Origin of the sequence: Paenibacillus sp. FSL P4-0338 (assembly GCF_038002365.1) — a bacterium.
Taxonomy (GTDB): Bacteria; Bacillota; Bacilli; order Paenibacillales; family Paenibacillaceae; genus Paenibacillus_AQ.
Window position 1 is genome coordinate 342,106 of record NZ_JBBOCG010000002.1, and the last position, 25,900, is coordinate 368,005.

Below are 25,900 nucleotides of genomic sequence, written 5' to 3' on the forward strand. Positions count from 1 at the left end.
GTGCGTAATATCGGATGACCGCCTTGCTGTACTCAGGAAGACGGTACAGGTGCTTGCACTGTAGCATTCAATTTCAGGGCTTCCCGGACAATGCGCCGCTGCTCGAAGCTATGGACATCTGCATAGCCGCTGGCCGGGCTGGAACGGTCCGGACGGCCGATGTACTGGACAGTGACCTTCTGCGGTGCGATGGCGCGCAGCCGGGATTCGGCATACGTCCACCCGCCCATATTCTTCGGTTCTTCCTGTACCCAGACGATTTCCTCCAGCGAGCTGAAGCTGCTAAGGTGAGCGCCAAGCTCGCGTTCCGGGAACGGATAGAGCTGTTCCATGCGCAAAATGTGCAGCCAGGAGAAGTCCTGTCCGCGCGTTGCTTCCAGCTCCGTCTGCAGGTCGATGGCCACCTTGCCGCTGCATACCACGAGGCGCTTCACGGCTTCCAGCTTACTGCCGAGCAGCGGCTCGGGAAGAACCGGCTGGAAGGTGCCCGAAGCGAGGTCAGCTCCGGCTGAGGTGCTGCGCGTGTTACGGATCAGGCTCTTCGGCGCCATGATCACCAGCGGCCGGGCATCCGGTTGTCCGCAGAGTGCGGCCTGACGGCGGAGCAGATGGAAATACTGAGCAGCAGTGGTCAGGTTGGCTACAGTCCAGTTCTCCTCAGCGGAGAGCTGGAGGAACCGTTCCATTCGGCCGCTGGAATGCTCTGGTCCTTGGCCTTCATAGCCGTGAGGCAGCAGGATCGTCAGATTGCTGCGCTGCGTCCACTTGGCGCGGCCGGCGGAAATGAACTGGTCAATAATGACCTGAGCGGCATTGGCGAAGTCGCCGTATTGAGCCTCCCAGATGACGAAGGTCTCCGGTGCGAACACATTATAACCATATTCGAAGCCAAGGACAGAGGCCTCGGACAGCGGACTGTTGTAGACGCCGAATGAAGCGCCGGCATCACTCAGCTGATGCAGCGGAGCATAGAGTTCCCCGTTCTCGCTGTCATGCAGCACCAGATGACGGTGGGCGAACGTGCCGCGCTGTGCATCCTGTCCGCTGAGGCGGATCGGCGTGCCATCCTTCAGGATGGTAGCGAAGGCAAGTGTCTCTGCCAGCGCCCAGTCTACCCGCTCTCCGTCATTCAGCGCATCCTTGCGGCGCTGCAGAATCCGTTCCAGCTTCGGATAGACCTTGAAGCCGGCCGGTACGCGCAGCAGCTCACGGTTAATCTCCTGCAGACCGGCAAGAGGGAAGGCAGTCGGACGCTGCTGGGGACTGTCGTTATCCAGCGCGACGGCGGTTTTGGACTCCGCATTCTTGTGCTTGCCTTCCTTCATCTGGTCAAAGGCCTGCTGGAGGACGCTCTCTGCCTCGGCAATCATGTTCTTCAGATCATCTGCTGTAATTACCTTCTCGCGCTCCAGGCGTTCTGCATAAGCGCGGTACACAGTAGGGTGGTTACGCACTTTGCCGTACACAATCGGCTGGGTGGTCTCAGGATCATCCATTTCATTATGCCCGTGGCGGCGGTAGCCGATCAGATCAATCAGGAAGTCCTTCTTGAACATATGGCGGTAAGCACTGGCCAGACGTACTGCGGCAATGCAGGCTTCCGGGTCATCGGCATTGACATGCACGACCGGAATCTCATACCCTTTGGCCAAGTCGCTGGCATAATGGGTGGAGCGGGAATCCTCGCTCTCTGTGGTGAATCCGATCCGGTTATTGACGATAATATGCACGGTGCCGCCATTCTGATAACCCTGCAATTTGCCGATATTAAGCGTCTCAGCGACAATGCCCTCTCCAGGGAAGGCGGCATCGCCGTGCATCAGCACAGCCATGGCCTTGCTTGTGTTCAGCTTAGGCAGTCCCGGATCGTTGCGCTCTTCCTGTGCGGCGCGTGTGAAGCCCTCGACGACAGGGTTAACGAATTCAAGATGGCTCGGGTTATTGGCCAGTGTGATCCGGGTGCGCACGGTCTCGCCTTCGCGGACGGCACGGTCAGCCCCGAGATGATACTTCACATCACCGCTCCAGCCGTAGGTCACGCCCATGGAGCCTTCCGAAGGGAACAGTTCCTTGTTCGGCGAATGATGGAATTCCGAGAAAATAATATCATAAGGCTTGCCCAGAATATGAGCCAGCACATTAAGTCTTCCGCGGTGGGCCATGCCCATCAGGATATGCTCTGCGCCGTCATGCGCGGCGGCCCGCACAATCTCATCCAGCATCGGCACGAGGGCATCATTGCCCTCCAGGCTGAACCGCTTTTGGCCGACGAAGGTCTTGTGCAGGAAGGTCTCGAAATGCTCCACCTGAACCAGCCGCTTCAGCAGCTCTTTGCGCTCTGTATTATTCAGCGGGGCAGGGGAGGTCATCGATTCCGCCTGGCTGTTGAGCCAGCGCAGCTCGCGTTCATCATGCACATGCCCGAATTCATAGGCAATGGTCTGGGTATAGGCCTGACGCATTCTGTGGACGGCATCCATCGCGGTATGCACATCTGCAGGGGCATTATCCCAGATCAGCGAAGCGGGCAGAGCATTAAGATCCTCGCGGGTAAGCTCGTAGGTCTCCAGCTCCAGCCATTTGGCCATCGGGTTCTTGCTGCGCTCCAGCGGGTCAATGTCTGCGGCCATATGGCCATATATTCGAATATTGGCGATCAGCTTCGAGGCCTTGACAGCCTTCTTGAGCCACTCGGCATCTGCTGATACGGCAGGCCTTGGAGCCCTCTCGGCATCGGGTGCCAGTGGAGGGGGGCCGGATACGGTGAAGAGATCGCGGTAATGTTGTTCAACAGAAGAGGGGTCCTTGACAAATTGCTCATATCTTTCTTGGATGTAGCCCAGATTGGGGCCGTAGTATTTGCTCCATACTGTGTCGTTATAGGGCTCTTTGACTGCCATGAATAGGTCCTCCTAACGGATAAACTCCACGCGAGGCATCCAGTGTGCCACTTGGCGGAGCTGCAAATGTTTGCGGTTTCATTCTCATCCTATTGTGCTACTTTCCGGCGGGGTAATCAATTCATACTTTCGGTCAATCCGTTCGCAATTCGGCATGATTCATTACAGTATTCATACGGAACTATCATAAATAGAAATAAATCCATATCACTGTCCGTTATCTATACAGATGGGTAATTGTCTCTATACGATGTTGCGTGGTGCGGTAAAGCGGAGTAGTTAGAGTTCCCTTTAGCATAATTAAACTATTACTTAGGGTTTGAACTTGGAACTGGAAATATTTATACAAGCCGCTGGCAATTTCAGCTAAGTTTCCTCACATTTTATCATAAAAAAATTCCAGAAAACGACACACTAATCGCGTATGATCTTGTATAATGTTATTGCGGAGAACGGTTTCATCGATTCTTGCCAGATCCTTTCATGATGGAAAGGGTCCAGTAAAAGGTAAACCTGCCGAAAGACAGGGGCACAAAGTCTCGGATCTAACGTAGAGATACTACAAAGTAGCAATACTACTATGATGGCCGGACTGCCTGGGGACGCGAAAATTCTAGGAGGAGATTTCTTGGATATGTCCAACCAGGGGAATGACGAGCTGCAGGCAGTAGATCTGGATTTAGAATGGGTGCACTTGCTGATGTCTGCCAAGCAGGCGGGGATCGCGGCGGAGGATATCCGCCGGTTTCTAAGTGAAAAGGCACTCCAGGCGATGTAAGGGCGGTCATCATTGTTAGGATACATACAGAAAAGGCACAGCGTCCGGTACGCTGTGCCTTTTCTGTATGCCGCTTGAAAGAATGCCCTCGCCGAAGGCGGCCTCCCTGCCGTGCGGAGTCTTCCTTGAGGCATACGATGCTACGTCTAGTTGTCCTTTTGTTCCATGCGCCATTTCTGGTAATCGAGGAATTCCTTGAATTCGCGTTTGCTTATACCGGAGGCCATAGCCTCCTGAACCAGCCGGAACCATTCCCCGTCCAGTGCCTGTTCTTCCGTCTCTGCCAGTCCGCCATACAGCAGTACATGAATGGATACCTGAAGCGCGTCTGCGATTTTTTCGATGAATTGAATGGAGGGGTTGGATTGAATATTCCGTTCCACATTACTGAGGTATGATTTCGCCACATCAGCCTTATCCGCAAGCTCGGATAGCGAATAGCCCTTCTCCAGCCGGAGTTTGTGGATGCGGCTTCCCATAGTATCTGACACGATTACAACGCCCTCCGTACTTTTTTGGTAAAAGATAAGAAGTGATATGCTTCGCGCTATACCGTAGCCCTATCTTTCTCGCAGAAACGGTGCCGCTCTTTAAAAAGAAGACAAAGCCGTTTCCACTTGTCAGTATAACAAAAATCTGCAAATCGGACAAAAATCCTTGAACCCGGAAGCGGGGAAAAGGAAACGGCATACCCGGCCCGGATGGGGGAGGATATGCCGTTCTTGATCGATAAATGCAGCTTTGGCCTACTTGGCTTCTCCCACTCCTTGAAGTGCATCGAAGGTCCAGTTCAATGCTAAGCCGTCACCCTGGAAAATATTCTGATCGAGCGTATTGTCCACGAACTCGAAGGCGATCTTGAAGGTCTTGGACCCGGCTGCGGCAATCCCTCCCGGCAGTATACCTGCTGCTACGAGATCGTAGCTGGGGGTGTTTTTCAGATCCTTCAGGGAGATCTCGGACAGCACATGACCGCTTAATGAACCGCCGGTGTATGAATTATCGAGGAGCTTGACCTTGAAGTGGTCTCCGAGATCCTGGCCTGCGTTATCGCCCTTGGCATCGGTCACGGTGTAAGTGGTGGCAAGCTTGAGGAATTTGATATCCAGTGTGCCGTCATTGGACAAGGTGAAGGTGCGGACGGTATAGTCTCCCGGCTTCAGATTCGTCAACGCTACCGGAGTATTGAAGGAAGAGCCAAGCTTCAGCGTACCTGCGGCGAAGGTTGCCGTGCTGGTGGCTGTGGAGCTGAAGTAAGCGAACGTGCCCCCGCCGATTAAAGACAAACCCAGTGCTGCTGATGCTACGCCAAGACCCAATGTTTTTTTGATACCCATGATTAATTTCCTCCTCGAATGGTTTGTTTTGTTGGTAAATTATTTGAGACTGCCTTTTTCCTGGTTGGCTTCAAAATTCAGCGTCAGCGCAAGCGTATCGCCCTGATAATAGTTCTGCGGCTGGAGAGTCTCCTTGAAGGCGAATTGAATGAGCAGATTATCGGAGGTTCCGGCTTTAATGCCGGACTTCTCTCCGCCCAGGATCGCTCCGAGAATTCCCCGGGCCACCAGATCGGGACTCTGCTTCTCCAAATCGGCCAGCGAGATGACCAGAAGCGGCGCTTCTTGCTTATCCTTGTTCGCGAGGAAGGTCACAATAATATCATCCTTGAAATTATGGGAGCCGTTGTCTCCCAGAGCGTCTGTAATGACCGATGAGGTGCGCAGCACTACTTTCGGAATGTTAAGCGTCCCGTCATTTATAAGCTTGAAATCTCTTAAGATGCTGTCTCCCGGCTTGAGGTTGCTGAGATTAACAATGACAGAGGGATCAGACTTCAGTGATAAAGTTCCGTTGTTAAAAGAAGATGAGGTAGTAGAGGTGCTGCTGAAGTAAGCGAAGGTGCCTCCGCCGACCAGGGTCAAGCCTAATGCTGCCGATACAACGCCGAGACCTAATGTTTTTTTGACGTTCATTTGTTCATCCCTCTCTCTTATGAGTCTGGTTTGTGCATAGCCGGGGCTTCCGGCAAGCTGTATTGTGGCTCCGCGTTTCGTAAACGGGAGAGGACAATTGATCATTATACGAGGTCAGTCACAGTATCCGGCCCGCCGCCGTTGTTTGCGGAAGACGAGACGTTCTTCTTTTCAAGTGCCGCAACGGCCTTCCAGGAAGAATACAGCGCGTAGAGGAGCAGAAGCAGTCCGGGAATAATCATCAGCACTACGCTTCCGGCTTTGGAGACTGCGAAGCTCATGGCATAGCCCACATAGGGGACGGTCACGCCGGTGTACTCACCTACCACATTCGTGGAACTGACGGCGGCGGTGTCGGCTGAATCATTATTGTCGCCCTTGGTGGTGTAGCTGGCTTCCCCCAGAGCACTGTTCAGCTCAGCATCGACCACGCGGTGGGTGATCAGAATATTATCGGGATTCAAAAAAGTGATCACATCACCCTTCTGGAAACGGCTCATGTCTCCGCCCGGCTTAATGGCCACAATGGAACCGGTCTGTATGCCGGGCTCCATGGAGCCGGATAATACCGTCTTGATCTGGTAGCCGAAGAAAGAGGGCTCGCCGCCGGAGGCTTTGGAGATCACAACGGCTGTGATCAGCACCAGGAACACCATCAGAATTAGTGTGGAGATTATCGTGCCCGCTATTTTACGGATGCGCATCTTATTCGCCGCCTTTGCTGGTATCGGGTTGTGGAGCCGGTGTAGCTGCAGGAGCAGGTTGCCCGCCGTCCATCACAGTGCCCGGAATTGGAATTTCGCTGCCGGGTTCATGATCTGGAGCCGCTTCCGGTAAAAGAATCTCAGGCGCCGGAGTGGCTGCTGGAGCAATAACCTCAGCTGCTGAAGCTGTTGGGACTGGGGTGTTCTGTACAGGAGCTTCGGGAGCGGGCTCCTCTACCGGCTGGCTTTTGTCAGGAGGACTGGTGGCAGGCGGCTGGTTCTGGGCTTGTTCATGCTCCAGCTTCAGCGCTTCGTCAGCAGCTTTCTGCTTCTCTATGGCGAGCCGCTCGGCTTCCTCCGCTCTGGCTTTATTGGCCTTTTCAAGCGCCAGTCGTTCCTCTTCCTCTTGCTGTGCCTTCGCCTTGTCCTCAAGGGCCGTCTTGGCGTCAGCGATTTCTGCCAGCCGTTCCTGCAAGGTGTGGATTGTGGAGGACAGTGTATCCTTGGACGCCGTTAATTCGGTATTCAACTGCTCATACGCGGCCAGCAGCGCGGGGGATACCTGCGAATCTGCCTGATAGGCGCTGGTTACGAACGAGAGGATAGGCTCTTCAGCAGGGAAGCTGTAGTCATCCTGCCGGAGTAAGACGCGGTCAGGATTGCCAGTGGGCAATGATCCGCCGATATCATGAATCGAGCCAAGGTATTGCACAATTCCGCTTAACGTCTCCGCCAGCGATTCCGACAGAATCCCGCTTTGATGAAGACTCTCTTGAATCTGGTCGAAGAACTGTGCATCACGGATTTCCAGACAGTTAGGGTCGAGATTCACCATATACCCTCCGAGCTTGTGCAGAATGGCCGCTGCATAGCCAATTTCCTGCAGGATTTGTTGCCAGACCGTCCCGTTGAAGCTCAGTTGCTTCTCCAGCAGATCGATCTCGCTGCCAGCTTGAGTGAGCTGCGACGAGAGTTCGTCCGCAGCCTGATCAAGCTCTGCGAGCGATAGCTCTCCGGTAGCGATTGAGGCGTCATACACTCCACTGATGCTATGGCTGCCAAGGGAAGCTTTCAGCTCCATGAGGGTGCTTATGTGACCGCTGAATTCGGACAACAGCTGTTCAATCTGACCCGGGAATACTGAGCACAGCCCGATGGAGCTGATCTGCTCCTGGGAGGTGTTGAACTCTCCATAGGTGCTGCCGATCTGGCCCGAGGTGTACATCAGTAGCACAGATACGGCCATACCCGATTGCAGAATCCGCAGGCCGAGCTTCCTGGTTTTTCGTTTGCGCCGCTTGGCAGATCTGGGGTACATAGCTAAGCCCCCTCTCAACTTGCTAATGAGTTATTCGTTATATTCGTTCTTTATAAAGAACGATATCGTAAGCAAATCATACACTGCACCGCTTGGAAAAGAAAAATGTTAATTTCAGCGAAATGTTCGCAATAAAGTACGAATTGGATGGGATATCTCGCTATAGCTGCGGGTATCGCTGTTTTTCACAAATGTTCTTTATAAAGAACGAATGGCTGGAGTGAGTGTGAGGAACGGAGTGAGGCGAGTAGAAAAGCGAGGGGGTGATGAAGTAAATAGGTGTTAAGTGCAGGAAGTTGGCGGCGAGCGGAAATGAAGAGCATAAGTGCACCTGGATGGGGCGAAAGTCGGCTGGGAGCGGAAATGAAGAGCACAAGTGCACCTGGATGGGCAAAAGTGGGCGGGGAACGGGAATGAGGAGCACAAGTGCACCTGAATGGGGCAAAAGTCGGCGGGGAGCGTAAATGAGGAGCATAAGTGCACCTGGATGGGGCGAAAGTCGGCGGGGAGCGTAAATGAGGAGTATAAGTGCACCAGGATGGGGCAAAAGTGGGCGGGGAGCGTAAATGAGGAGCATAAGTGCACCTGGATGGGGCGAAAGTGGGCGGGGTGAAGAATAGGGCCCAATGTAAGCGAAAACCGAATACAATCGGTCAGGCGGAGACGTGTGGGCCAAATGTAAGCGAAAAACAGGCATGACAACAGGCATGACAAGACGGAGGCCTTGTCACCCCCAGGAATGAAAATAAGTGGGTGGCATCCGTCGCAACCATTCTAAATGAGGCTGTAGTCGTCAACACTACATATACAAATCAAAGGGCGGAAACGGTTACTGGGATACACCCCGTGCGAAAAACCGTTCTATTGCGCTTTTCGAGCATCGCCTATTGTAGCCCCAAAAGTACGTGTATTAAATTACACTCACTCGAGCGCATGATTTGTAAACTGACGCTGGAGGATGGTTGGAATGGATGCTGTACGTATGTGTTGTGCCGGTCTGGACGTGCACCAGGAAACCGTTGTGGCCTGCGTGTTGAAAGGACCGATCGAACAGAAACCACAATGTCACCTGAAAACCTTTGGGACGACAACCAAAGAATTGCTAGGCCTGCAAGATTGGCTGAGTGAACACGGCTGCCGGGAGGTGGTGATGGAGAGCACGGGCGTGTTATGGAAACCGGTATGGAACATCTTAGAGGGCAGTTGTGATCTGGTCTTGGCCAACGCCCAGCGGGTAAAGAATACGCCGGGTCGAAAAAGTGACATGCAAGATGCGCGCTGGTTAGCGCAATTGCACCGTTGCGGGCTCATTGAAGGCAGTATGGTGCCCGAACAGGACATCCGGGATTTGCGAGACTTGACCCGTTACCGGAGTAAGATGGTGCAGGCGGTGACGGCGGAGAAAAACCGCATTCACAAAATCCTGCAGGATGCCAACATCAAGCTAACCACCTTTATGTCCGATCTATATGGGGTTTCAGGGCGGGGCCTGCTCCAGAAGATCATGGACGGCGAGGTCATCGACGAAGGGACCGTTAAGAACCTGGTCAAAACCCGTTTAAAAAAGAAAGTTCCGCAGTTGCTAGACGCGCTCAATGGCAAGTTGCGCCGTCATCATCGCGAGATGATTCGAGACCACTGGGACCACTTGGTCTATTTGGAGAAAAGGATCACGGAACTGGAAGCTCGAATCGAGGCGAAGGCAGAACCGTACCTGGAGAAGATTGAACAAATTGACTCCATTCCAGGAATTGAGCGGACGTCTGCCGTGACCATCTTTGCCGAAGTGGGGCCGCATGTCGCGGAAATGTTCCCGAGTGATGCGCAGTTTGCTTCATGGGCGGGGGTGTGTCCAGGGAACAACGAAAGCGCTGGAAAGCGAAGAAAGTCAAAAACGATGCAAGGGAACAAGCATCTGAAAGGGGCCTTGTGTCAGGCGGCTTGGGCAAACTCTCGCTCCTCGAACCGGATCGGACAATTCTTTCGACGAATTCGAAAGAGACGAGGCGATAAAAAAGCAAACGTCGCCACCGCGCATTTGCTGATTCGAATCCTCCATGCCCTGATGCGGGAGAAGAGGTCATACCAAGAAATAGACGTCTCACTAGGCGATGAGACGTCCAAGAAAAACACGTTAGATAGGTACGTGAAATATATCCAGCAGTTAGGATATAGTGTTCAATTGAATCCTATCCCATAGTCTTCCCTTTTTCAAAAAAAACGAAACGTTTTTTTGGGGTGGTGGGTCTTTTTTTGTCAAAAACCCAGTCTGCGGCGCATTTTCCGATATTTTTATTTTCGTATTAAACCGAACACAATTCGGATGCTGCACCAGTCGGCTAAACGAATGGGTTAGTGTATTCGTTGGCAAAGAAGGGGTTGTCCCAAAAGCAGCGATACTTCCGTTAATGGAGAATCGCTGCTTTCTCTGTTGTGGAAGAGAATTCAAATGATATTCTCTTATGATTGGGTGTTTCGTTACCACTTAAACAGCGGAGCGTCCACTCAAGTGCTCACGTTGACTCTACTCCGCAATAAAGGGCTGTCCTAAGCAGCCATTTCATGGTTTTTAGGACAGCCCCTCTCCGCTAGTTTTATGAAAATGTCCGAATTCGCTGAACCTGTTCCTTCACGAAATTCCCAATATAATACAAACTCAAGGAAGTTTCTCCCCGCGCGAGGTGATGTACAGCTCATACCATTCCTTGCGGGATAGCTCCAGCTGGTCTGCGCCTGCACAGGCGGATATCCGCTGCGGATTCACAGTGCCGATGACGGGCTGAATAGCTGCGGGATGCGTCATCAGCCAAGCCAGGACGATAGCCTCGGGTGTCGTAGCCTTCTCGTCAGCAAGTCTCCGTACCATGGCCGCTGTATTCACAACATTGTCCGGCTGGCCGTCAAGCGGCCGTCCGCTGAAGAGTCCCTGGGCCAGCGGGCCCCAGGCCTGTAGCTGGATGTTCCCGGCACGGCAATACTCCATGGTGCCCTCCGGGAACGTAATGTCCTTCCACGGGTCGCGGTTCACGCCGAGTACGGTGTCGACCCAGCTGATTTTGGACAGGCTCATATGCAGCTGATTGACTATGAACGGCTCGTCGCAATAAGTCTGTAACAGCTGGATCTGGGCGGCGCTCATGTTGGAGACGCCGAAGTGGCGCACCTTGCCGGAGGCCTTGAGCTGATGCAGCGCTTCCGCCACCTCTTCGGGGTCCATTAACGGATCGGGGCGGTGCAACAGCAGAATATCAATATACTCTGTGCCCAGCCGTGTGAGAGTTCCATCAACACTGGACAGAATGTGCTCCCTGGAGAGGTCGAAGCTATTAGAGAGTTCGCCTGGCTCCATCAGCTTGATGCCGCATTTCGACTGAAGCAGGATGTCCTCTTCTCCGCTTTGCCCCGGGTATAGATATCCGCATGGTCAAAAAAATTAATACCTATCGACAGCGCTTCATCCAGCGCCTCATGCCCCTGCTTCATATTCGCAGCGGTGACCGGTTCGCGGTCCCAGCCTCCTCCCAGTCCCATGCAGCCCAGCGCGATACGGCTGGCAGGTATGCCGCGCTGGTTAAGGGGTAACGCCTTCAGCAAAGTGATCCCTCCATAGTATTCAGCTTGAGAATGCTCCGGTTATGCTACCGGACAAGCCTACACCTTTAGAACCCGGTGTGGTATCGCTTGTCGCTGGAGGAACGGTGCTTCGTGGTCTCTTTATCCTTCTCTTCCTCTTTCTCGAGTGTCAGGTCCTCTACGGGTATCGGGTCCACATGCTGCTGGCTCTCATCTACATCGAACAGGCTGGGCTTATCTGTAGGGTATTGCTCCGGGTGGTCACGCTCGTCTCTGATCGGCTTTTTGTCATCGCTCATAGCGGCTTCACTTCCCTTTCCAGAGTATCCGTCAGGCGGGGGTTGGCATTCAGTCCAGTTGCCTAAGCCGCTCGCCGGCGGTTTGCTCCCTACATAAACACATATTGTCTTCGCTAAACAGTTACAGCGGCTGAAATCCGCGATACGAGGACGTACTCCAGACACCAAAGGGACTGCCTGCTGCCGGTAACGGCAGAATAGACAATCCCCCTGGTTCATAGGTATTTTATTAGTCTCCGATAATCGGTCTGCCGATATCATCCAGTCTGCGGACGGCTACATCCTCATACAGGCGCTTCAGCCATTTCAGCTCGGTCTGGCTATGTTCATATCTGCCGTACATCATATGCAGCACCGAGCGGGGCACGATGGAGATATGCTCCTCGTATACTTGATAGGCATAATTCACCTGATGCTCCGCCTCCCGGATGCGTTCCTCCAGCAGCTTCGCCACCTTGCCCTGGTCGATATGACGCGCGAGGGCCAGGGCCATGTACAGCGGATGATACGGCGGATCACTTTTCTTAATCTGCTGGAGAATGAGCTGCTCCATCAATTCTTTGCCTTTATCCGTAATGCGGTAGATGGTCTTATCCGGCCGGTCCGGGCTGTGAATGATCTCCACCGCCTCGATGTGGCCGCCTGCGGCCAGTTTGTCCACGGCGTAATATAAGGAACCGGTCTGAAGCTTGATGACTTGATCCATAGAGCGTTCCTTCATGACCAGGGTAATCTCGTAGGGATGCATATTCCGCTCCAGCAAAAGTCCCAGAATCAGCAGCTTCATCGGCATGGGCTTACCGCTGACCTTGATTTGCACCGTGCTGGCTGCCCTGCGGCAGCAGACGGTCCTTCGGCATCAACAGGACGAAGACCACCGTAAGCACCGCCGGAACGATGGCCCACAAGAAGGTATGCGAGATCGATGAAGACAGTGAGTTCGTGATTTTCTCCAGGACAGGCGGCGGAATCTGCGCTCTCGCCTCGGGTGTTAACGCGGAACGCGGGTCGCCGAAGGAAGCGGCCTGACCGCTGTCTCCGAAGGCTGTGCTCAGCTCGGAGGCGAAGTGGTTGCGCTGGATAATGCCGAAGATTGTAATCCCCAGCGTCATCCCGAGCGAGCGCATGAAGGTACTGGTGGACGTTGCCGAACCGCGCTGGCGCATGTCGAAATGCTGGATCGAAGACAGGCTGAGCACGGAGAAGGAGAAGCCCACACCGAAGCCGGTCAGCGCCATGAAGGCATTAAGCGCCATCCGGGGGGTCTCCGGGGTCAAGGTGCTGAGGGAGTAGATCCCCCCCACGAAGCAGACTGCTGACAGCAGCATGATGTTGCGGAAGCTCGTTTTGGTGGTAAGCAGACCGCCGGACTGGCTGCCGATTACGGTACCGATCATCATTGGCATCAGGATCAGGCCGGAATTGGTGGCGGAGCCGCCGTATACCCCCTGGACGTATATTGGGATATATACCGTTGCTACGATGAATGCTGAACCATAGAACAAGCCAAGTATACTGCTGGTTGCGAACAGGCGCTGCCGGAACATGGCGAAAGAGATGACCGGCTCTGCCGCGAATTTTTCAATGATAATGAAGGCGATCAGAAGCACGGCGAACGCAGCGAACAGTCCGAGAATGGCCGCAGAATCCCAGGCATACTGGTTACCGCCAAGCTCCAGGGCGAACATCAGGCAGATGATACCTGCCACCAGGGTGAACGCGCCGCCCCAGTCAATCCGTTGCTTGGAATGCGTGATGGATTCCTTGTAGGAGGTCATAATAAGGAAGAACGAGACAATCCCGATGGGCAGGTTAATATAGAAAATCCAGTTCCAGCTCACATATTCGGTGATATACGCACCAAGCAGAGGCCCAATCACACTGGAGATTCCGAAGACAGCACCGAAGAGTCCGGTGAGCTTACCTCGTTTCTCAGGCGGGAAGATGTCAAAGACAATCGTGAAGGCAATCGGCATGAGTGCTCCGCCGCCAATCCCTTGTATCGCACGGTAAATACTGAGCTGGGTAATGCTCGCCGACGTTCCGCACAGGGCGGAGCCGATCAGGAACACGATAAGCCCGAAGATGAAAAACCGTTTGCGTCCGTACATATCGGACAATTTGCCGAAGATTGGGGTTCCGGCCATAACCATGACCATGTAGGCGGAGGTGACCCAGACGATTTTATCCAGTCCCCCGAGGTCGGAGACAATCGTGCCCATAGCTGCGGCAACAATGGTGTTATCCATGGCTGACATCAGAATACCGAGCAGCAGTCCGACAATGACGAGCTTGAGATTACTTTCTTTGCTGTGCATGTTAAGCTCCTTTATGTTTAAAATTCAATGGAATTTCATTATAGTCAAATTTGAATAGGGTGGCAATTGTTTTTTTAAAGAGGACATACAGGTTGGGATCTGCTGGGAACTTGCATGCGTGTACTTGGTATTCCTTATCTGCCGGTCCTTTATTCCTGCTGCAATAGGGCAAAGTATCTGGAGGAGGGAAAAAGGCTGCTTGTCACCTGAGGTCTTGACATACCCATGGGGGGTATATTATATTGGTAATAAGGAGGCTGATTCCTGTGTCTACAAATGAGAAGGACCCTGCCGGACAGGATTGTGCAGAAGCCTGCCATTCTACTGCTTCCGGTGTGCGTAAGAGTCATCATTCCCCGGAATTCAAGAATGGGCTGACGACCCGGCTGAACCGGATTGAAGGGCAGATCCGCGGAGTCAAAGGCATGATTGAACGGGATACCTACTGTGATGATGTGCTGAATCAGCTGGCGGCGGTGCAGGCGGCCCTGAACAGTGTGGGCAAGCTGCTGCTTGAAGGCCATATGAAGAGCTGCATTATCGAACGGATCGAAGCCGGTGAGCATGAGGTGATTGACGAACTGCTGGTTACGGTGAACAAGCTGATGAAATAAAGGTTGTGCTTTGTATGGGATTTAATAGTTCGAATTCTCCAGGCTGTGGTGAGGAAGAAAAAAGAATAACGACCAAGGGTCTGATTGTACTTTGTGCAATAGAATTCCTGCTTAACGATTAAAATATCCATTCTATTGTATTCCGTACAATTGAAGTCAGGGAAATAAGGTGAAAGTGCCTAAAAGCAGAAAAACTAATGTACAAAATACAATAGATTCCACTCAGAGGCTGATTTATCCGGCATCTGTTGTATAAAGTACAATCAAGCACAGCTACCCCTTCCTCACGGAACAATCTATATATCCGGCTGTAGAATATGAACACAAATTAAGCGTGTACCAACAATAATTAGGAGGTTATTCAAATGTCGAACGTAACACTGAATGTTGAAGGAATGTCCTGCGGTCATTGTGTAAGTGCTGTAGAGAAGGCTGTGAGCGGTGTAGGCGCTGCAGCGAAGGTGGATCTGCCGGCGAAGACGGTGGCGGTTGAATTCGATGAGAATGCGGTAAGCCTGGATAAGATCAAGGCCGCTATTGAAGATCAGGGCTACGACGTAGTGTAAGCTAAGGTTTGTAATATAAGGGCTTGGAGCAGGGAACCCTGGGGTACAGGGCCGGGCGCCAATGCCTTTTCTTTTCAAGATAAATATACCCCTTGGGGGTATGTGGAGGTGCATGAGGATGGAAAAGAGTACAGAGGCCGCCCCGCAGCAGGCAACGCTGCAGATTACCGGCATGACCTGCTCCGCCTGTGCGGCGCGGATTGAGAAGGGCTTGTCTCGCATGGAGGGGGTATCCCGGGCGAATGTCAATCTGGCACTGGAGCAGGCTACGGTGGGCTTCGACCCGGCGGTTATGGATGTGCCGCAGATCGAGGAGAAGATCCGCTCCCTTGGCTACGATACGCTGAAGGAGTCGGCGGATTTCGATATTACCGGCATGACCTGTGCCGCCTGCTCGGCGCGCATTGAGAAGGTGCTGGGACGGATGCCGGGGATCGCGGCTGTGAATGTCAACCTGGCGCTGGAGACTGCGCATGTGGAATATTCGCCGGGCAATGTCAGTACAGCCGAGATTATGGATAAGGTGAGCAGCATCGGCTATAAGGCGTCACTTAAGCAGGACCGGAAGGATATCGCGGAGCAGCGCAGTGAAGAGATTACACGCAAGCGGAATAAGTGGATGATCTCCGCGTTGTTGTCTCTCCCGCTGCTCTGGGCCATGGCGGGCCACTTCTCGTTCACAACCTGGATCTGGACGCCTGAGCTATTCATGAATCCCTGGTTCCAGCTTGTGCTGGCGACCCCGGTTCAGTTCGTGATCGGCTGGCAGTTCTATGTCAGCGCCTATAAGGCGCTGAAGAATGGCAGTGCCAACATGGATGTGCTGGTGGTGCTGGGTACCTCTGCGGCGTATTTTTACAGCTTATACCTGACGATTGATTCTCTGAAAATGAGCGGGATGCACCACACCGTGGAGCTGTACTTCGAGACCAGTGCGGTTCTGATCACGTTAATTCTCGTAGGCAAGTGGTTAGAAGCGCTGGCCAAGGGGCGTTCGTCGGATGCGATCCGCAGCCTGATGGGGCTTCAGGCCAAGACTGCACTGGTGCTGCGTGACGGCGCGGAGCTGAGCATTCCCGTGGAGGATGTAGTGATCGGCGATATTGTGCTGGTGAAGCCCGGCACGAAGGTGCCTGTAGACGGTGAAGTCGTTGAGGGGTTGTCCTCCGTCGATGAATCCATGCTCACAGGCGAGAGTATCCCGGTGGAGAAAAAGCCGGGGGATTCTGTTATCGGAGCTACGATGAACAAGAACGGAATGCTGCGGGTTAAAGCCCGTAAGGTCGGCCGTGATACGGCGCTGGCACATATCATTAGAGTCGTGGAGGAAGCGCAGGGCTCGAAGGCACCGATCCAGCGGATTGCTGATGTCATCTCCGGGATCTTCGTGCCGATTGTGATTGGTATTGCTGCTGTAACCTTCGGGGTCTGGTATATCTGGGGAGCGCCGGGGCAGTTTGCAGAGGCCCTGGAAAAAGCCATTGCGGTGCTTGTCATCGCCTGTCCTTGCGCACTGGGACTGGCGACGCCAACCTCCATTATGGCCGGGTCCGGCCGGGCCGCCGAGTTCGGCATCCTGTTCAAGGGCGGGGAGCATCTGGAAGCTGCGAAGGGCGTGAAGGTGGTTGTCGTGGATAAGACCGGGACCGTGACCAACGGCAAGCCTGTATTGACCGATATTGTAGCAACTACCGCAATAGCTGCGCAAGGCCGGGTGCTTGGCGAGAACCGGCTGCTGGCCATAACAGCGGCTGCGGAGAAGCTCTCGGAGCATCCGCTGGCGGAGGCCATTGTGGCTGGAGCACAGGGTAGAGGAATCGACCTGCCGCCTGCGGGCCAGTTCGAGGCGGTACCAGGCCGCGGGGTGTCGGCGGTAGTGGACGGCCAGAAGGTAAGCGTAGGCACACGGCGGATGATGGTGGAGAACGGGCTGGATATCGAGCCGTGGACAGGGATCATGACCCGGCTTGAGCAAGAGGGTAAAACAGCGATGCTGGTAGCCGTGGAGGATGCGGTAGCGGGAGTGATTGCCGTGGCTGACACGATTAAGGATACCTCACGCGAGGCAGTAGCCCGGCTGCATGCTATGGGTATTGAGGTTATCATGATTACCGGAGACAACAAGATTACGGCCCAGGCGATTGCGGATCAGGCGGGCATCCGCACGGTTCTGGCGGAGGTGCTGCCTGAGGGCAAGGCGGAAGAGATCCGCAGGCTCCAGAGCGGCGGAGTCAAGGTAGCAATGGTCGGTGACGGCATCAACGATGCTCCGGCGCTGGCAACCGCGGATACGGGCATGGCGATCGGCACCGGCACCGATGTAGCGATGGAGGCGGCGGACATCACGCTGATGCGCGGCGATCTGATGAGCATCCCGGATGCGATCCTGATGAGCCGCAAGACCATGCGCAATATCAGGCAGAATCTGTTCTGGGCGCTGGCCTACAACACGCTCGGCATCCCGATTGCGGCGCTCGGCTTCTTGGCGCCCTGGCTGGCCGGAGCCGCGATGGCCTTCAGCTCGGTATCTGTTGTACTGAACGCGCTGCGTTTACAGCGCGTCAAGCTGTAAGAATGATGCGGCCATCCGCAGCCGGATTCGTCCGGACGGACAGAAGGCCGCAACGCAAAGAATCGCCGGTGTGTATCTGCCGGCGATTCTTTATTTTAGAATATTAAGAAGTTATATGTTTCACACGATAACTTATCCTTCTAGGCGAATTCAATCTATGCTGCTTTATTCGCTGGCTGCTGCGGAAGCCGCAGCGGTCTTTTTCCGGCCCAGCAGGTTCGTGCCAATAACCCCGGCGATGATCAGGAATGATCCGATCCAGTGATAGACCGTGATCTGCTCACCCAGGAAGATCGCTCCGGCTGCAATGGATACGATGGTGGAGAGGTTGGTGAAGACGCTCATGAGTGAGGCCTCGATTTTGGATAAAATATAGGTTGAAGTCAGGGTTGTGACCAGCGAGGCGACCACCCCCAGATATACGGCGGACAGGACAAATGTTGTGCTTCCCAGCGGATTCAGGAAATCCCCGAGCGTGCCGCTGACTGTATGTCCGGTAAGCGAGATGATCAGGAAGGTGGCGAAGCCGACTCCCATCATCAGATAGCTGAGCTCAGCAGGGCTGAAGTGGCTGGAGAGGGAGCGGGCCAGCACACTGTACCCGGCAAAAGCGAGACAAGTCATGAACAGCAGCACAATCCCGGTCATATTGGACAGCTGAATGCCGCTTCCCTTCATGACGAAGATGAATACCACGCCGAATACCGAGAGGAAGATACACAGCTTTTGCAGCAGGGTGGTCTTCTCCTTCAGGAAAATCGAGGCGATGATCATCGTCACCACCGGAGTGAATGAATAGAGGATGCCTCCCTCGGCTGAGGTGGCGCGCTGAAGTCCGAAGACCTGCAGGGTGAAGAAGCCGAGCGGATACATCGCGGCGAGCAGCAGGGCCCGGCCAATCGGCTTGCCCCGGTAGGAAACCTTGACCCAGCCGAGGGCGACCGGAACCGACATCACGGCAAACGAGGCGGCGAACCGGAAGGTCAGCGTGTCGAGCGGCCCGGCATGAACGAGAGCCACTTTGGTGAACAGGAAAGAGAAGCCGATAATGACCGCATTGAGTACGGCGAAGCTGTAGGCCAGGTTGAGTCCTTGTTTGTGCATGGGTACATCTCCTTATAGGTTAGTGAAGATTGGATGCTGTAAACATTCGATCTATTACTTTAAAATTAAAGGAAAAGGCGTACACCAACAATACAAGCTTTCCTCAACTGTACCGGTACAGTCTGCCGCGATCCTATATAATAAGGGAAGAATAATAGGATAAAATACACGGCATAGTAGGGTAATGACGGCGAACGGAGGCGGGCGATGAACAAATATCATCAGGTGATCACAGAGCTGGAGCGGCAGATGAAGGAAGGGCAGTACCGCCCGGGGGATAAGCTGCCGTCTGTGCGCAGTGCTTCAGAAATCTACGGCTGCAGCGTCAGTACGATTCTGAAGGCATACGGGGAGCTGGAGAGGACGCATACGATCTACTCTATTCCGCAGAGCGGCTATTACATGGTGGACAAGAGTGACGATTCGGCAGCGGCGGGGAGCGAAGGGACGGTTGATTTTGCTTCGGCTTCGCCGGATCTGAACGTCTTTCCGTACCTGGACTTCCAGCATTGCCTCAATAAGGCGATTGATCAGTACAAATACCATCTGTTCACCTATGGTGATGCCCTGGGGCTGGAGACGCTGCGTCGCACCCTGGTGTCGCATCTGGCGGAGTATCAGGTGTTCGCCAAGGCGGAGTCGATTCTGATTACCTCGGGGATTCAGCAGGCGCTGGAGATTCTGGCTAGAATGCCTTTTCCCAGCGGCAGAACGGAGATTCTGGTGGAACAGCCGGGGTATGATATTTTTTTGCGGTATTTGGAGGCTGAGGGCCTGCCGGTGAGCGGAATCGGGCGTTCGGCGGCGGGCATTAACCTGCAGGAGCTGGAGGAGAAGTTCGCCAGCGGGAGATTTAAGTTTTTTTATACGATGCCCAGATATCACAACCCCCTTGGGACAACCTACAGCACAGAGGAACGCAAGGTCATTGCCGGACTGGCAGCCAAATACGATGTCTACATCGCCGAGGATGATTATATGGCGGATCTGGGGATCGGACGGCGTTATGACCCGATCTATGCGTATGACCAGACTTCCCATGTCATCTATCTCAAAAGCTTCTCCAAAATCATCTTCCCGGGCCTTAGGCTCGGTGCGGTGGTTGTGCCGCAGCCCCTATTGGAGGCCTTCCGCTCCTATAAAGGCTACACCGATACCTCGCTGCTGTCACAGGCTGCGCTTGAGGTATACATCAAGAACGGGATGTACGGGCATCACAGGCACAAGATCAAAGCCATGTATGCCAAAAAAATCCGCGCGGTATACGAAGCACTCGGGCGGCATAATACAGACGGCTTAATCGAAGCCTCTGCGGACAGCTCCGGCATCTATATCCAGTTCAAGCTGCCGCTCACCGTCAACCTGGAGCGTCTGGTCAAGCGCCTGGCCGGGCGGAAGATCCGCGTGGTACCCGGGAATGGCTTCTATCTGCCGGGTTACCAGACCCGGGACAAATTCCTGCGCATCAGTATTTCCCGGGCGGGGCTTACGCAGATTGATGAGGGAATCCTGACGGTTGTCCAGGAGGTGAAGCGCGGGAGCGGGTGGTAGGGGCCGTAGAGGCCGTAGAGGCGGAAGAAGAGGAAGAAGAGGAGCAAGAGGCGAAAGAGGGCGGAAGAGTCTGAAAGAGGCTGGAAGGGAGCCACTCTTGTTGTATGGGCCGCGAAATGGGATCATAATAGGCTTATATAGGAGTGAAGAGAGGTGGGACGATAATGAAAATAACGAATGAAACCCTTGAGCTGTTGAACCGTCATACCTCTGTCCGCCAGTACCAGGACAAGCCGGTCAGCGACGAGCTGCTGTCAGCAGTGATTGGAGCGGGACAGATGGCTTCGACTTCCAGCAATGTCCAGGCGTACACAGTTATTGCTGTAACGGAGCCAGCACTGAAAGCCCAGTTATCTGCCTTATCCGGCAATCAGGCGTACATCGAACAGTGTCCGGTCTTTCTGGTCTGGTGTGCGGACCTGTACCGGCTGCGGGAAGCGTCCGCTCCGCATTTGGAGGGGAAGCCGTCCTATGAGGACACGGCCGAGAATCTGATTGTAGCGACTGTCGATGTGGCGCTCGCCGCGCAGAATGCTGCTGTTGCCGCAGAATCGCTCGGCCTTGGCATTGTCTACATCGGCGGCATCCGCAATGAGATCGCTGCGGTATCTGAACTGCTCGGCCTGCCGGAGCTGGTCTATCCGGTCTTCGGCATGTGCCTCGGATATCCGGCCGCTGTGAACGGCATCCGCCCGCGCCTGCCGCAGGCGGCGGTGCTGCATCATAACGGCTATAATGCCGAAGCCGCAGTGGAACAGGCCCGGGTGTACGACGCGATCTCCAGCGACTACATGCGCAAGCGTACCGGCGGCCAGAGTGCAGCCTCCTGGTCGGAGATGATGGCGGGCCGGCTGGCTCAGCCTGCCAGGCTGCACATGAAGGAATTCCTGCTCAGCAAGGGATTCATGCAGAGGTAGTGAACAGAAAGGCCTTCTCCAGAGTCTGTGGGGGAGGCCTTTTTTTGATTGGGGGAGGATGGACCGAGCGTATGCGTAAAACCGAATACTGTAGGCTGGCGCGAAGGTACGCAGGCTCAGTACGCCACAGCCAGTAACAAATATTGAATTTCCTGCAAGAAGTGCAACAATGCTGCCGAAAATAAGCGGCTTATGCGGAAATCGTGCACGAAATGCAACAAAGCTAGCACAAACTTGCTCAAAACATCGAAATTCCTGCAAACGATGCAACAATGCACCGCAGCTAGTAACATGTCTAGAGAAATCCTGCAAAAAATACAACAATGCTGCCACAAACCGATACAAGTGGTGGCAGAGAGTGATAACCATCAAAATTGGCCAGAGATAGGCGGAACATCGCCATGATGTGCAACTGTGGGGAATCGGGGCGAATGTATGCCGAAAACTACATACAATGTGCAACTGAAAGGGTGAACGGGGCGAATGTATGCTGAAAACAACATACAATGTGCAACTGCAAGGGTGAACGGGGCAAATGTATGCCGAAAACAACATACAATGGGTTCGAGTGAGGGTGAGTGAGCCGAAGCGAGTGGAAGGGTATTCTCCTATTCGATTATTTTGCATTCACAGCAAAATTGCATTAAAAGAAATATTGCGTGTTGCGCAAAAATATGGAAAGTGCTAAAATTTGGATAGAGGTTGGATTTCGCTGGACGCCAACACCCGGGCCCGGAATCGCGCCGTAGCCAAATTCCCTCTTCCGCTTCGCGGCTGTTCTGCTGCGGATGCTCTTGAAATCATAGATTTGAGAAGGAGGAGAAGGGTATGGTACAGGTAGACGGGCAAGAGACAAAGGTGGCTGCACGGTTGACGCACAAGGTATTCTTCGAGCGCGATGATATTGAATTCACGTTCCAGTGGCTGCTGTCGTTCGTACATTGCGGCGGTGTGTCGCAGGGTGAAGTATTTAAGCTTGCACGGAACATTGATCCCAGCTCTTTGACCAGCTGGAAGACTGAATTCGAGAAGGAAGCCGTTAAGATCGAGGCAACGGCAGAGCGCTGCCTGAAGAAAGGGCATCTGATCAGTGCCAGCGAGGCCTTTATCCGTGCCCACTCGTATTACCGGGCAGCCTTTTACGGGGCTTTTCCAGATGAACCGGATTTTGCGCGGTACCACGGCAAAAGTGTGGAATGCTTCCGCAAGGCGCTTGATGCGAAGTCTGAGCAGATTCCCCACGAGTGGGTCGAGGTGGAATACAAGGGGTATAAGTTCCCGGGATGCTTCCTGAAGGCGGAGCACGGGAATACGCCTAAACCAACGATTATTTTCCATAACGGCGGGGAAACGCACAAGGAAGACACCTATTTTCTCGGAGGGCAAGCGGCTATTGACCGGGGATATAACGCGCTGATCGTAGACCTTCCTTATGATGTATGTGTCCGGTTCTATGAGCCTGAGGCAACGGCCAAGAACTTCCCGCGCGAGGAGCTGCATAATGTCTACAGAGCCACCACGGATTTCGTCCTGGCCCGGCCGGATGTGGACCCTGAGCGGCTGGTCGTCAGCGGCATGAGCTATGGCGGGGCCAAGACAATGGTTCATGCAAGCTGTGACGACCGCTTCGCAGCGGCAGTGCCGAACTCACCGGTGTACTCCATGGCGTCCTTCATTGAACGAGGCATGCCCTCGTTTCTCAGGGGCAGTGCAGAAGAAGCGGCGGAGCAGACTAAGAAAATGCCGTACACCGGCCAGGTGCTGTTCGCCGGATTGGCCTGGTCCCATGGCTTGGACAGCATTGCCGGGTGGCATGGTTCAGCCGGAGAAGTGATGGAGGTTGACCCTAAGGACGTCAAGTGTCCCCTGCTCTCCATGTATTCGGAAGCGGAGCATCCCGAGATGCAGCGGCAAGCGATCGACACTTACGAGAAGGCTCCGAACAAGAAGAATGCGATCTTCAAGGGGATGGAGGAGGATGGTGCCGACCTGCATTGCCAGCTGAACAATCTGCCGCTCAGCTACCAGGTGATGTTTGACTGGCTGGATGAGGTGCTCGATTATAACATTCAGCTACAACCGGCGCAGTAAGCGATCTTCAGGATTAAGGCCGGATCTGCGGTGCTGAAATGACAGCAACGCAGATCTTGACTACATATAAGGATTGGAGCAATTGAGTGACATGACGAATGAAAAACAGGGCTTGAGAGAACGCAAAAAAGAAGAGACCAGGCGGACGCTGAGCGATGTAGCCTGCAGACTTGCCATGGAGAAAGGGGCCAGCCAGGTTCGGGTGGAGGATATTGCCGCAGCCGCGAATGTCTCCATGCGGACGTTCAATAACTATTTTGCGTCCAAAGAGGCTGCGATTGTCGGCAATGCGTACCAGCGTTCCGAGCGGATAGCGGCTACCCTTGCCGGCCGTCCGTCGGGGGAACCGCTGCAAGACTCGATCCGGGCTGCTGTGCTTGACGGATTCGCCGAGACAACAGACCGGCAGTGGTATGCGCGTATCGTCCTCCTTCGCGATGATCCGGCATTGTTCGGCGCCACACGCAAGGTGGAGATTGAGATTGAGCGGGAGCTGGCCAAGGTGATTGCGGAACGCACACATAAGGATGTGAAGCTCGACCTGTACCCGGACTTATTGGCCGCGCTGCTTATGGCAGCGATACGCACAGCGGTTTTCCATTGGGTAAGTGCACCTCCCGGAGGACGGACGCTGAACGACATGCTGGAACAGGCGATTGGGCAATTGAGGTTTGAGTAATATGCACACGGAGGCGCTCCTGCTACGATAACGAAATCGTGGACAGGAGCGCCTTATTTAAATATAAGGCGTGCCCAGAAAGCGCGTATCTTCTAACCGGTGAAAGTCCGGTCACGGGAGGGGCCAAGCCCCCGTGTAGCTAGGATGCCTGCGTACGGCGAAATCCGTGCGTAGAAGCGCATCGACAAAAGTCCGGTCAGAGACAGGGCGAGCAACCCGCCAGGCCGTAACATGAAGTGAATCCTGCCGCGTCGTCATAAAGGCCCCGCAAGGGGGAAGAGAGGAAGTCGAACCTCGCTTATATGGGTGAAGACCATGGAAGCTGCAGAGAACTTGGAACGGCAGTGAAGAATCCTCCGGCGTATGGGGATCGGCATGGAAGGAAAGAAGACATAGTGAACTGGGGAGACCCTCCCCCACACGGGAGGATTTTTTTTTTAGAAACCCGTAAAAAGACGCTCTATAAGTCCAAAAGATGAAATGAACCGTCTGTGGGAAGGGAGTCCGAGGGGCTCATAGTACCGAGGAACCTAAGGACAACATAACCTTAGGGAGAGAAGGAGCCCTGCTTTGTTTATGCTTTTGGAGGAGGTACGAGTGAGTGAATGCCAGTAGGCTAACGACACCTAAGGAAAAAGTTCAAGAACTCCAAGAAAAGCTAGGTCATGCGGCCAAGGAGAACAACAAGCGTAAATTCCATGCACTGTACGACAAAGTCTACCGCTGGGATGTGCTGAGTGAAGCCTGGAAACGGGTGAAAGCGAACAAGGGGGCTGCCGGAGTAGATACGGTGACGCTCGCGGATATTGAGAAACAAGGAGAAGTGCAATTTCTCAAAGACTGCGAGCGAGCATTAAAGGATGGTAACTACCACCCACAGCCCGTACGGCGGCACTATATCCCAAAGAAAGACGGGAAACCAAGACCGCTGGGCATACCCAGCGTGCGCGACCGAGTGGTGCAGATGGCAACCAAACTCGTCATTGAACCGATCTTCGAAGCGGATTTCGAAGAAGTATCCTTCGGATTTCGCCCGAAGCGAAGTGCGAAAGGAGCACTGGATCGAATCCGGAAAGCCTGCAACCGCAAAGGAAATTGGGTAGTCGACGTCGACATCCAAGGTTACTTCGACAATATTAACCAGGAGAAACTGATGAAATTGGTACAAATGCGTATCAATGACAGACGAATCCTGAAGTTAATCCGGAAGTGGCTTCAGGCGGGAGTCATGGAAGAAGGAAACGTAAGACGTTCCGATTTAGGCACACCACAAGGTGGAGTGATCTCACCACTTTTGGCGAACATCTATCTGAACTATTTTGACCGACTGTGGGAAAAACACGGGAAAGGAGTAGGTGAACTCACGAGGTATGCAGACGATCTTGTGGTGGTCTGTAAAACTAAAAAGGACGCCGGACATGCGTATGAACTCATACGCAGAATCATGGAACGTCTGGAGCTGACGCTACACCCAACCAAAACCCGTATTGTCGGCTTATGGACAGGAGACGAAGGATTCGACTTCTTAGGAATGCACCACCGGAAAAAGAAGGCAGAAACATCCCAAGGCAAGGTGTATTACACCACGCAGCAGTGGCTAACGAAGAAGGCGGAGGAACGAATTCGAGGCGTGGTTAAAGAAAGATTAGCACCGCCCAGCATGCGTTCGAAATCGTTTGCGGAACACGTGGAATGGCTCAATCCCAAGATTCAAGGATGGAGAAACTACTATTACACAAAGTACAGCCAAAAGAGGTTAGCAAAACTGGATTGGTATATTCTGCAACGATTTACCCGGTGGTATGCGAAGAAGAGACAACGAGGAAGATGGATGAGATCCCGGTCAGAAGTTAGATATTTGACCATCCAATATGGACTAAAAACGCTATTGTAATCTGCATGCCGATGAATGACAAACATCGGAAAGCCGTATGAGGGAAAAC

At 53.7% G+C, this 25,900-nt stretch carries 20 protein-coding genes, 1 pseudogene and 1 riboswitch; of the genes and pseudogenes, 10 read left to right on the forward strand and 11 right to left on the reverse strand.

The genetic code is table 11. The features are described from left to right. Window positions 1-32: 32 nt before the first annotated feature. On the reverse strand, window positions 33-2,900 hold the full coding sequence (locus MKZ07_RS25570; RefSeq protein WP_341028438.1) for a 2-oxoglutarate dehydrogenase E1 component: 2,868 nt from the start codon (window positions 2,898-2,900) through the stop codon (window positions 33-35). A 496-nt stretch (window positions 2,901-3,396) separates the two neighbouring features. After that, window positions 3,397-3,500, forward strand: a riboswitch (cyclic di-GMP riboswitch). Between the two features lie 34 nt (window positions 3,501-3,534). Between MKZ07_RS25570 and MKZ07_RS25575 the strand changes: the two genes are divergently transcribed. Further along, a complete protein-coding gene (locus tag MKZ07_RS25575) occupies window positions 3,535-3,678 on the forward strand; it encodes an anti-repressor SinI family protein (RefSeq protein WP_143803895.1) in 144 nt (47 codons plus the stop codon). A 146-nt stretch (window positions 3,679-3,824) separates the two neighbouring features. Here the strand turns inward: MKZ07_RS25575 and MKZ07_RS25580 are convergent, their stop codons facing one another. From MKZ07_RS25580 to MKZ07_RS25600, 5 genes are all read right to left on the reverse strand, one after another. After that, window positions 3,825-4,157 (reverse strand): helix-turn-helix domain-containing protein, encoded by a 333-nt coding sequence (locus MKZ07_RS25580; RefSeq protein WP_036695620.1) that lies wholly within the window; start codon window positions 4,155-4,157, stop codon window positions 3,825-3,827. Between the two features lie 267 nt (window positions 4,158-4,424). Continuing rightward, complete coding sequence (locus tag MKZ07_RS25585; RefSeq protein WP_036695621.1) at window positions 4,425-5,015, reverse strand: TasA family protein; 591 nt, start codon at window positions 5,013-5,015, stop codon at window positions 4,425-4,427. A gap of 39 nt (window positions 5,016-5,054) precedes the next feature. After that, window positions 5,055-5,651 carry a TasA family protein gene (locus MKZ07_RS25590; RefSeq protein WP_036695622.1) on the reverse strand — a complete coding sequence of 199 codons (597 nt, stop codon included), beginning with the start codon at window positions 5,649-5,651 and terminating at the stop codon, window positions 5,055-5,057. A gap of 104 nt (window positions 5,652-5,755) precedes the next feature. Then, on the reverse strand, window positions 5,756-6,355 hold the full coding sequence (gene sipW / locus MKZ07_RS25595) for a signal peptidase I SipW (protein WP_036695623.1): 600 nt from the start codon (window positions 6,353-6,355) through the stop codon (window positions 5,756-5,758). A 1-nt stretch (window position 6,356) separates the two neighbouring features. Then, a complete protein-coding gene (locus MKZ07_RS25600; protein WP_036695624.1) occupies window positions 6,357-7,673 on the reverse strand; it encodes a hypothetical protein in 1,317 nt (438 codons plus the stop codon). Between the two features lie 967 nt (window positions 7,674-8,640). On the opposite strand from MKZ07_RS25600, the gene MKZ07_RS25605 reads away from it, so the two are divergent. Then, window positions 8,641-9,873 carry an IS110 family transposase gene (locus tag MKZ07_RS25605; RefSeq protein ID WP_076162511.1) on the forward strand — a complete coding sequence of 411 codons (1,233 nt, stop codon included), beginning with the start codon at window positions 8,641-8,643 and terminating at the stop codon, window positions 9,871-9,873. Between the two features lie 456 nt (window positions 9,874-10,329). Here the strand turns inward: MKZ07_RS25605 and MKZ07_RS25610 are convergent. The 4 genes and pseudogenes from MKZ07_RS25610 to MKZ07_RS25625 form a co-directional block, all read right to left on the reverse strand. After that, window positions 10,330-11,267, reverse strand: a pseudogene (locus MKZ07_RS25610) (aldo/keto reductase). A gap of 65 nt (window positions 11,268-11,332) precedes the next feature. Next, window positions 11,333-11,545 carry a hypothetical protein gene (locus tag MKZ07_RS25615; protein ID WP_036699028.1) on the reverse strand — a complete coding sequence of 71 codons (213 nt, stop codon included), beginning with the start codon at window positions 11,543-11,545 and terminating at the stop codon, window positions 11,333-11,335. Between the two features lie 229 nt (window positions 11,546-11,774). Beyond that, window positions 11,775-12,365 (reverse strand): PadR family transcriptional regulator, encoded by a 591-nt coding sequence (locus tag MKZ07_RS25620; RefSeq protein ID WP_327196393.1) that lies wholly within the window; start codon window positions 12,363-12,365, stop codon window positions 11,775-11,777. Continuing rightward, window positions 12,343-13,863 carry an MDR family MFS transporter gene (locus MKZ07_RS25625; RefSeq protein WP_036699026.1) on the reverse strand — a complete coding sequence of 507 codons (1,521 nt, stop codon included), beginning with the start codon at window positions 13,861-13,863 and terminating at the stop codon, window positions 12,343-12,345. The genes MKZ07_RS25620 and MKZ07_RS25625 overlap by 23 nt, the downstream gene beginning before the upstream one ends. Before the next feature lie 335 nt (window positions 13,864-14,198). Here MKZ07_RS25625 and MKZ07_RS25630 point away from each other — a divergent pair, with 335 nt between their 5' ends. The 3 genes from MKZ07_RS25630 (at window position 14,199) to MKZ07_RS25640 (ending at window position 17,615) form a co-directional block, all read left to right on the forward strand. Then, entirely contained in the window at window positions 14,199-14,477 is a 279-nt protein-coding gene (locus MKZ07_RS25630) for a metal-sensitive transcriptional regulator (protein ID WP_235218520.1), read from the forward strand. A 365-nt stretch (window positions 14,478-14,842) separates the two neighbouring features. Continuing rightward, window positions 14,843-15,043: a copper ion binding protein gene (locus MKZ07_RS25635; RefSeq protein ID WP_036699020.1), complete on the forward strand. Its 201-nt coding sequence runs from the start codon at window positions 14,843-14,845 to the stop codon at window positions 15,041-15,043. Between the two features lie 118 nt (window positions 15,044-15,161). Then, window positions 15,162-17,615, forward strand: coding sequence for a heavy metal translocating P-type ATPase (locus MKZ07_RS25640; protein WP_036699018.1), 2,454 nt, complete (start codon window positions 15,162-15,164; stop codon window positions 17,613-17,615). A gap of 165 nt (window positions 17,616-17,780) precedes the next feature. On the opposite strand, the gene MKZ07_RS25645 is transcribed toward MKZ07_RS25640, so the two are convergent. Further along, window positions 17,781-18,719, reverse strand: coding sequence for a DMT family transporter (locus MKZ07_RS25645; protein ID WP_341028442.1), 939 nt, complete (start codon window positions 18,717-18,719; stop codon window positions 17,781-17,783). Window positions 18,720-18,926: 207 nt separating this feature from the next. Between MKZ07_RS25645 and MKZ07_RS25650 the strand changes: the two genes are divergently transcribed. The 5 genes from MKZ07_RS25650 (at window position 18,927) to ltrA (ending at window position 25,851) form a co-directional block, all read left to right on the forward strand. Continuing rightward, complete coding sequence (locus MKZ07_RS25650) at window positions 18,927-20,270, forward strand: aminotransferase-like domain-containing protein (protein ID WP_036699015.1); 1,344 nt, start codon at window positions 18,927-18,929, stop codon at window positions 20,268-20,270. A gap of 164 nt (window positions 20,271-20,434) precedes the next feature. After that, window positions 20,435-21,187, forward strand: coding sequence for an oxygen-insensitive NADPH nitroreductase (gene nfsA, locus MKZ07_RS25655; RefSeq protein ID WP_341028445.1), 753 nt, complete (start codon window positions 20,435-20,437; stop codon window positions 21,185-21,187). Between the two features lie 828 nt (window positions 21,188-22,015). Next, complete coding sequence (locus MKZ07_RS25660) at window positions 22,016-23,278, forward strand: alpha/beta hydrolase family protein (protein ID WP_341028447.1); 1,263 nt, start codon at window positions 22,016-22,018, stop codon at window positions 23,276-23,278. 91 nt (window positions 23,279-23,369) lie between these two features. After that, a complete protein-coding gene (locus MKZ07_RS25665) occupies window positions 23,370-23,957 on the forward strand; it encodes a TetR/AcrR family transcriptional regulator (protein ID WP_036702048.1) in 588 nt (195 codons plus the stop codon). A gap of 601 nt (window positions 23,958-24,558) precedes the next feature. Continuing rightward, a complete protein-coding gene (ltrA, locus tag MKZ07_RS25670; RefSeq protein ID WP_036694821.1) occupies window positions 24,559-25,851 on the forward strand; it encodes a group II intron reverse transcriptase/maturase in 1,293 nt (430 codons plus the stop codon). Window positions 25,852-25,900 lie beyond the last annotated feature (49 nt).

What these genes read in the sequence shown, in the direction of transcription:
- MKZ07_RS25580 (WP_036695620.1), bottom strand. Translation starts at nt 4,157, where the DNA reads ATGGGAAGCCGCATCCACAAACTCCGGCTGGAGAAGGGCTATTCGCTA.
- MKZ07_RS25635 (WP_036699020.1), top strand. Translation starts at nt 14,843, where the DNA reads ATGTCGAACGTAACACTGAATGTTGAAGGAATGTCCTGCGGTCATTGT.
- MKZ07_RS25650 (WP_036699015.1), top strand. Translation starts at nt 18,927, where the DNA reads ATGAACAAATATCATCAGGTGATCACAGAGCTGGAGCGGCAGATGAAG.
- MKZ07_RS25660 (WP_341028447.1), top strand. Translation starts at nt 22,016, where the DNA reads ATGGTACAGGTAGACGGGCAAGAGACAAAGGTGGCTGCACGGTTGACG.
- nfsA (WP_341028445.1), top strand. Translation starts at nt 20,435, where the DNA reads ATGAAAATAACGAATGAAACCCTTGAGCTGTTGAACCGTCATACCTCT.
- sipW (WP_036695623.1), bottom strand. Translation starts at nt 6,355, where the DNA reads ATGCGCATCCGTAAAATAGCGGGCACGATAATCTCCACACTAATTCTG.
- MKZ07_RS25645 (WP_341028442.1), bottom strand. Translation starts at nt 18,719, where the DNA reads ATGCACAAACAAGGACTCAACCTGGCCTACAGCTTCGCCGTACTCAAT.
- MKZ07_RS25665 (WP_036702048.1), top strand. Translation starts at nt 23,370, where the DNA reads ATGACGAATGAAAAACAGGGCTTGAGAGAACGCAAAAAAGAAGAGACC.
- MKZ07_RS25570 (WP_341028438.1), bottom strand. Translation starts at nt 2,900, where the DNA reads ATGGCAGTCAAAGAGCCCTATAACGACACAGTATGGAGCAAATACTAC.
- MKZ07_RS25615 (WP_036699028.1), bottom strand. Translation starts at nt 11,545, where the DNA reads ATGAGCGATGACAAAAAGCCGATCAGAGACGAGCGTGACCACCCGGAG.
- MKZ07_RS25625 (WP_036699026.1), bottom strand. Translation starts at nt 13,863, where the DNA reads ATGCACAGCAAAGAAAGTAATCTCAAGCTCGTCATTGTCGGACTGCTG.
- MKZ07_RS25575 (WP_143803895.1), top strand. Translation starts at nt 3,535, where the DNA reads ATGTCCAACCAGGGGAATGACGAGCTGCAGGCAGTAGATCTGGATTTA.
- MKZ07_RS25605 (WP_076162511.1), top strand. Translation starts at nt 8,641, where the DNA reads ATGGATGCTGTACGTATGTGTTGTGCCGGTCTGGACGTGCACCAGGAA.
- MKZ07_RS25590 (WP_036695622.1), bottom strand. Translation starts at nt 5,651, where the DNA reads ATGAACGTCAAAAAAACATTAGGTCTCGGCGTTGTATCGGCAGCATTA.
- MKZ07_RS25585 (WP_036695621.1), bottom strand. Translation starts at nt 5,015, where the DNA reads ATGGGTATCAAAAAAACATTGGGTCTTGGCGTAGCATCAGCAGCACTG.
- MKZ07_RS25640 (WP_036699018.1), top strand. Translation starts at nt 15,162, where the DNA reads ATGGAAAAGAGTACAGAGGCCGCCCCGCAGCAGGCAACGCTGCAGATT.
- MKZ07_RS25600 (WP_036695624.1), bottom strand. Translation starts at nt 7,673, where the DNA reads ATGTACCCCAGATCTGCCAAGCGGCGCAAACGAAAAACCAGGAAGCTC.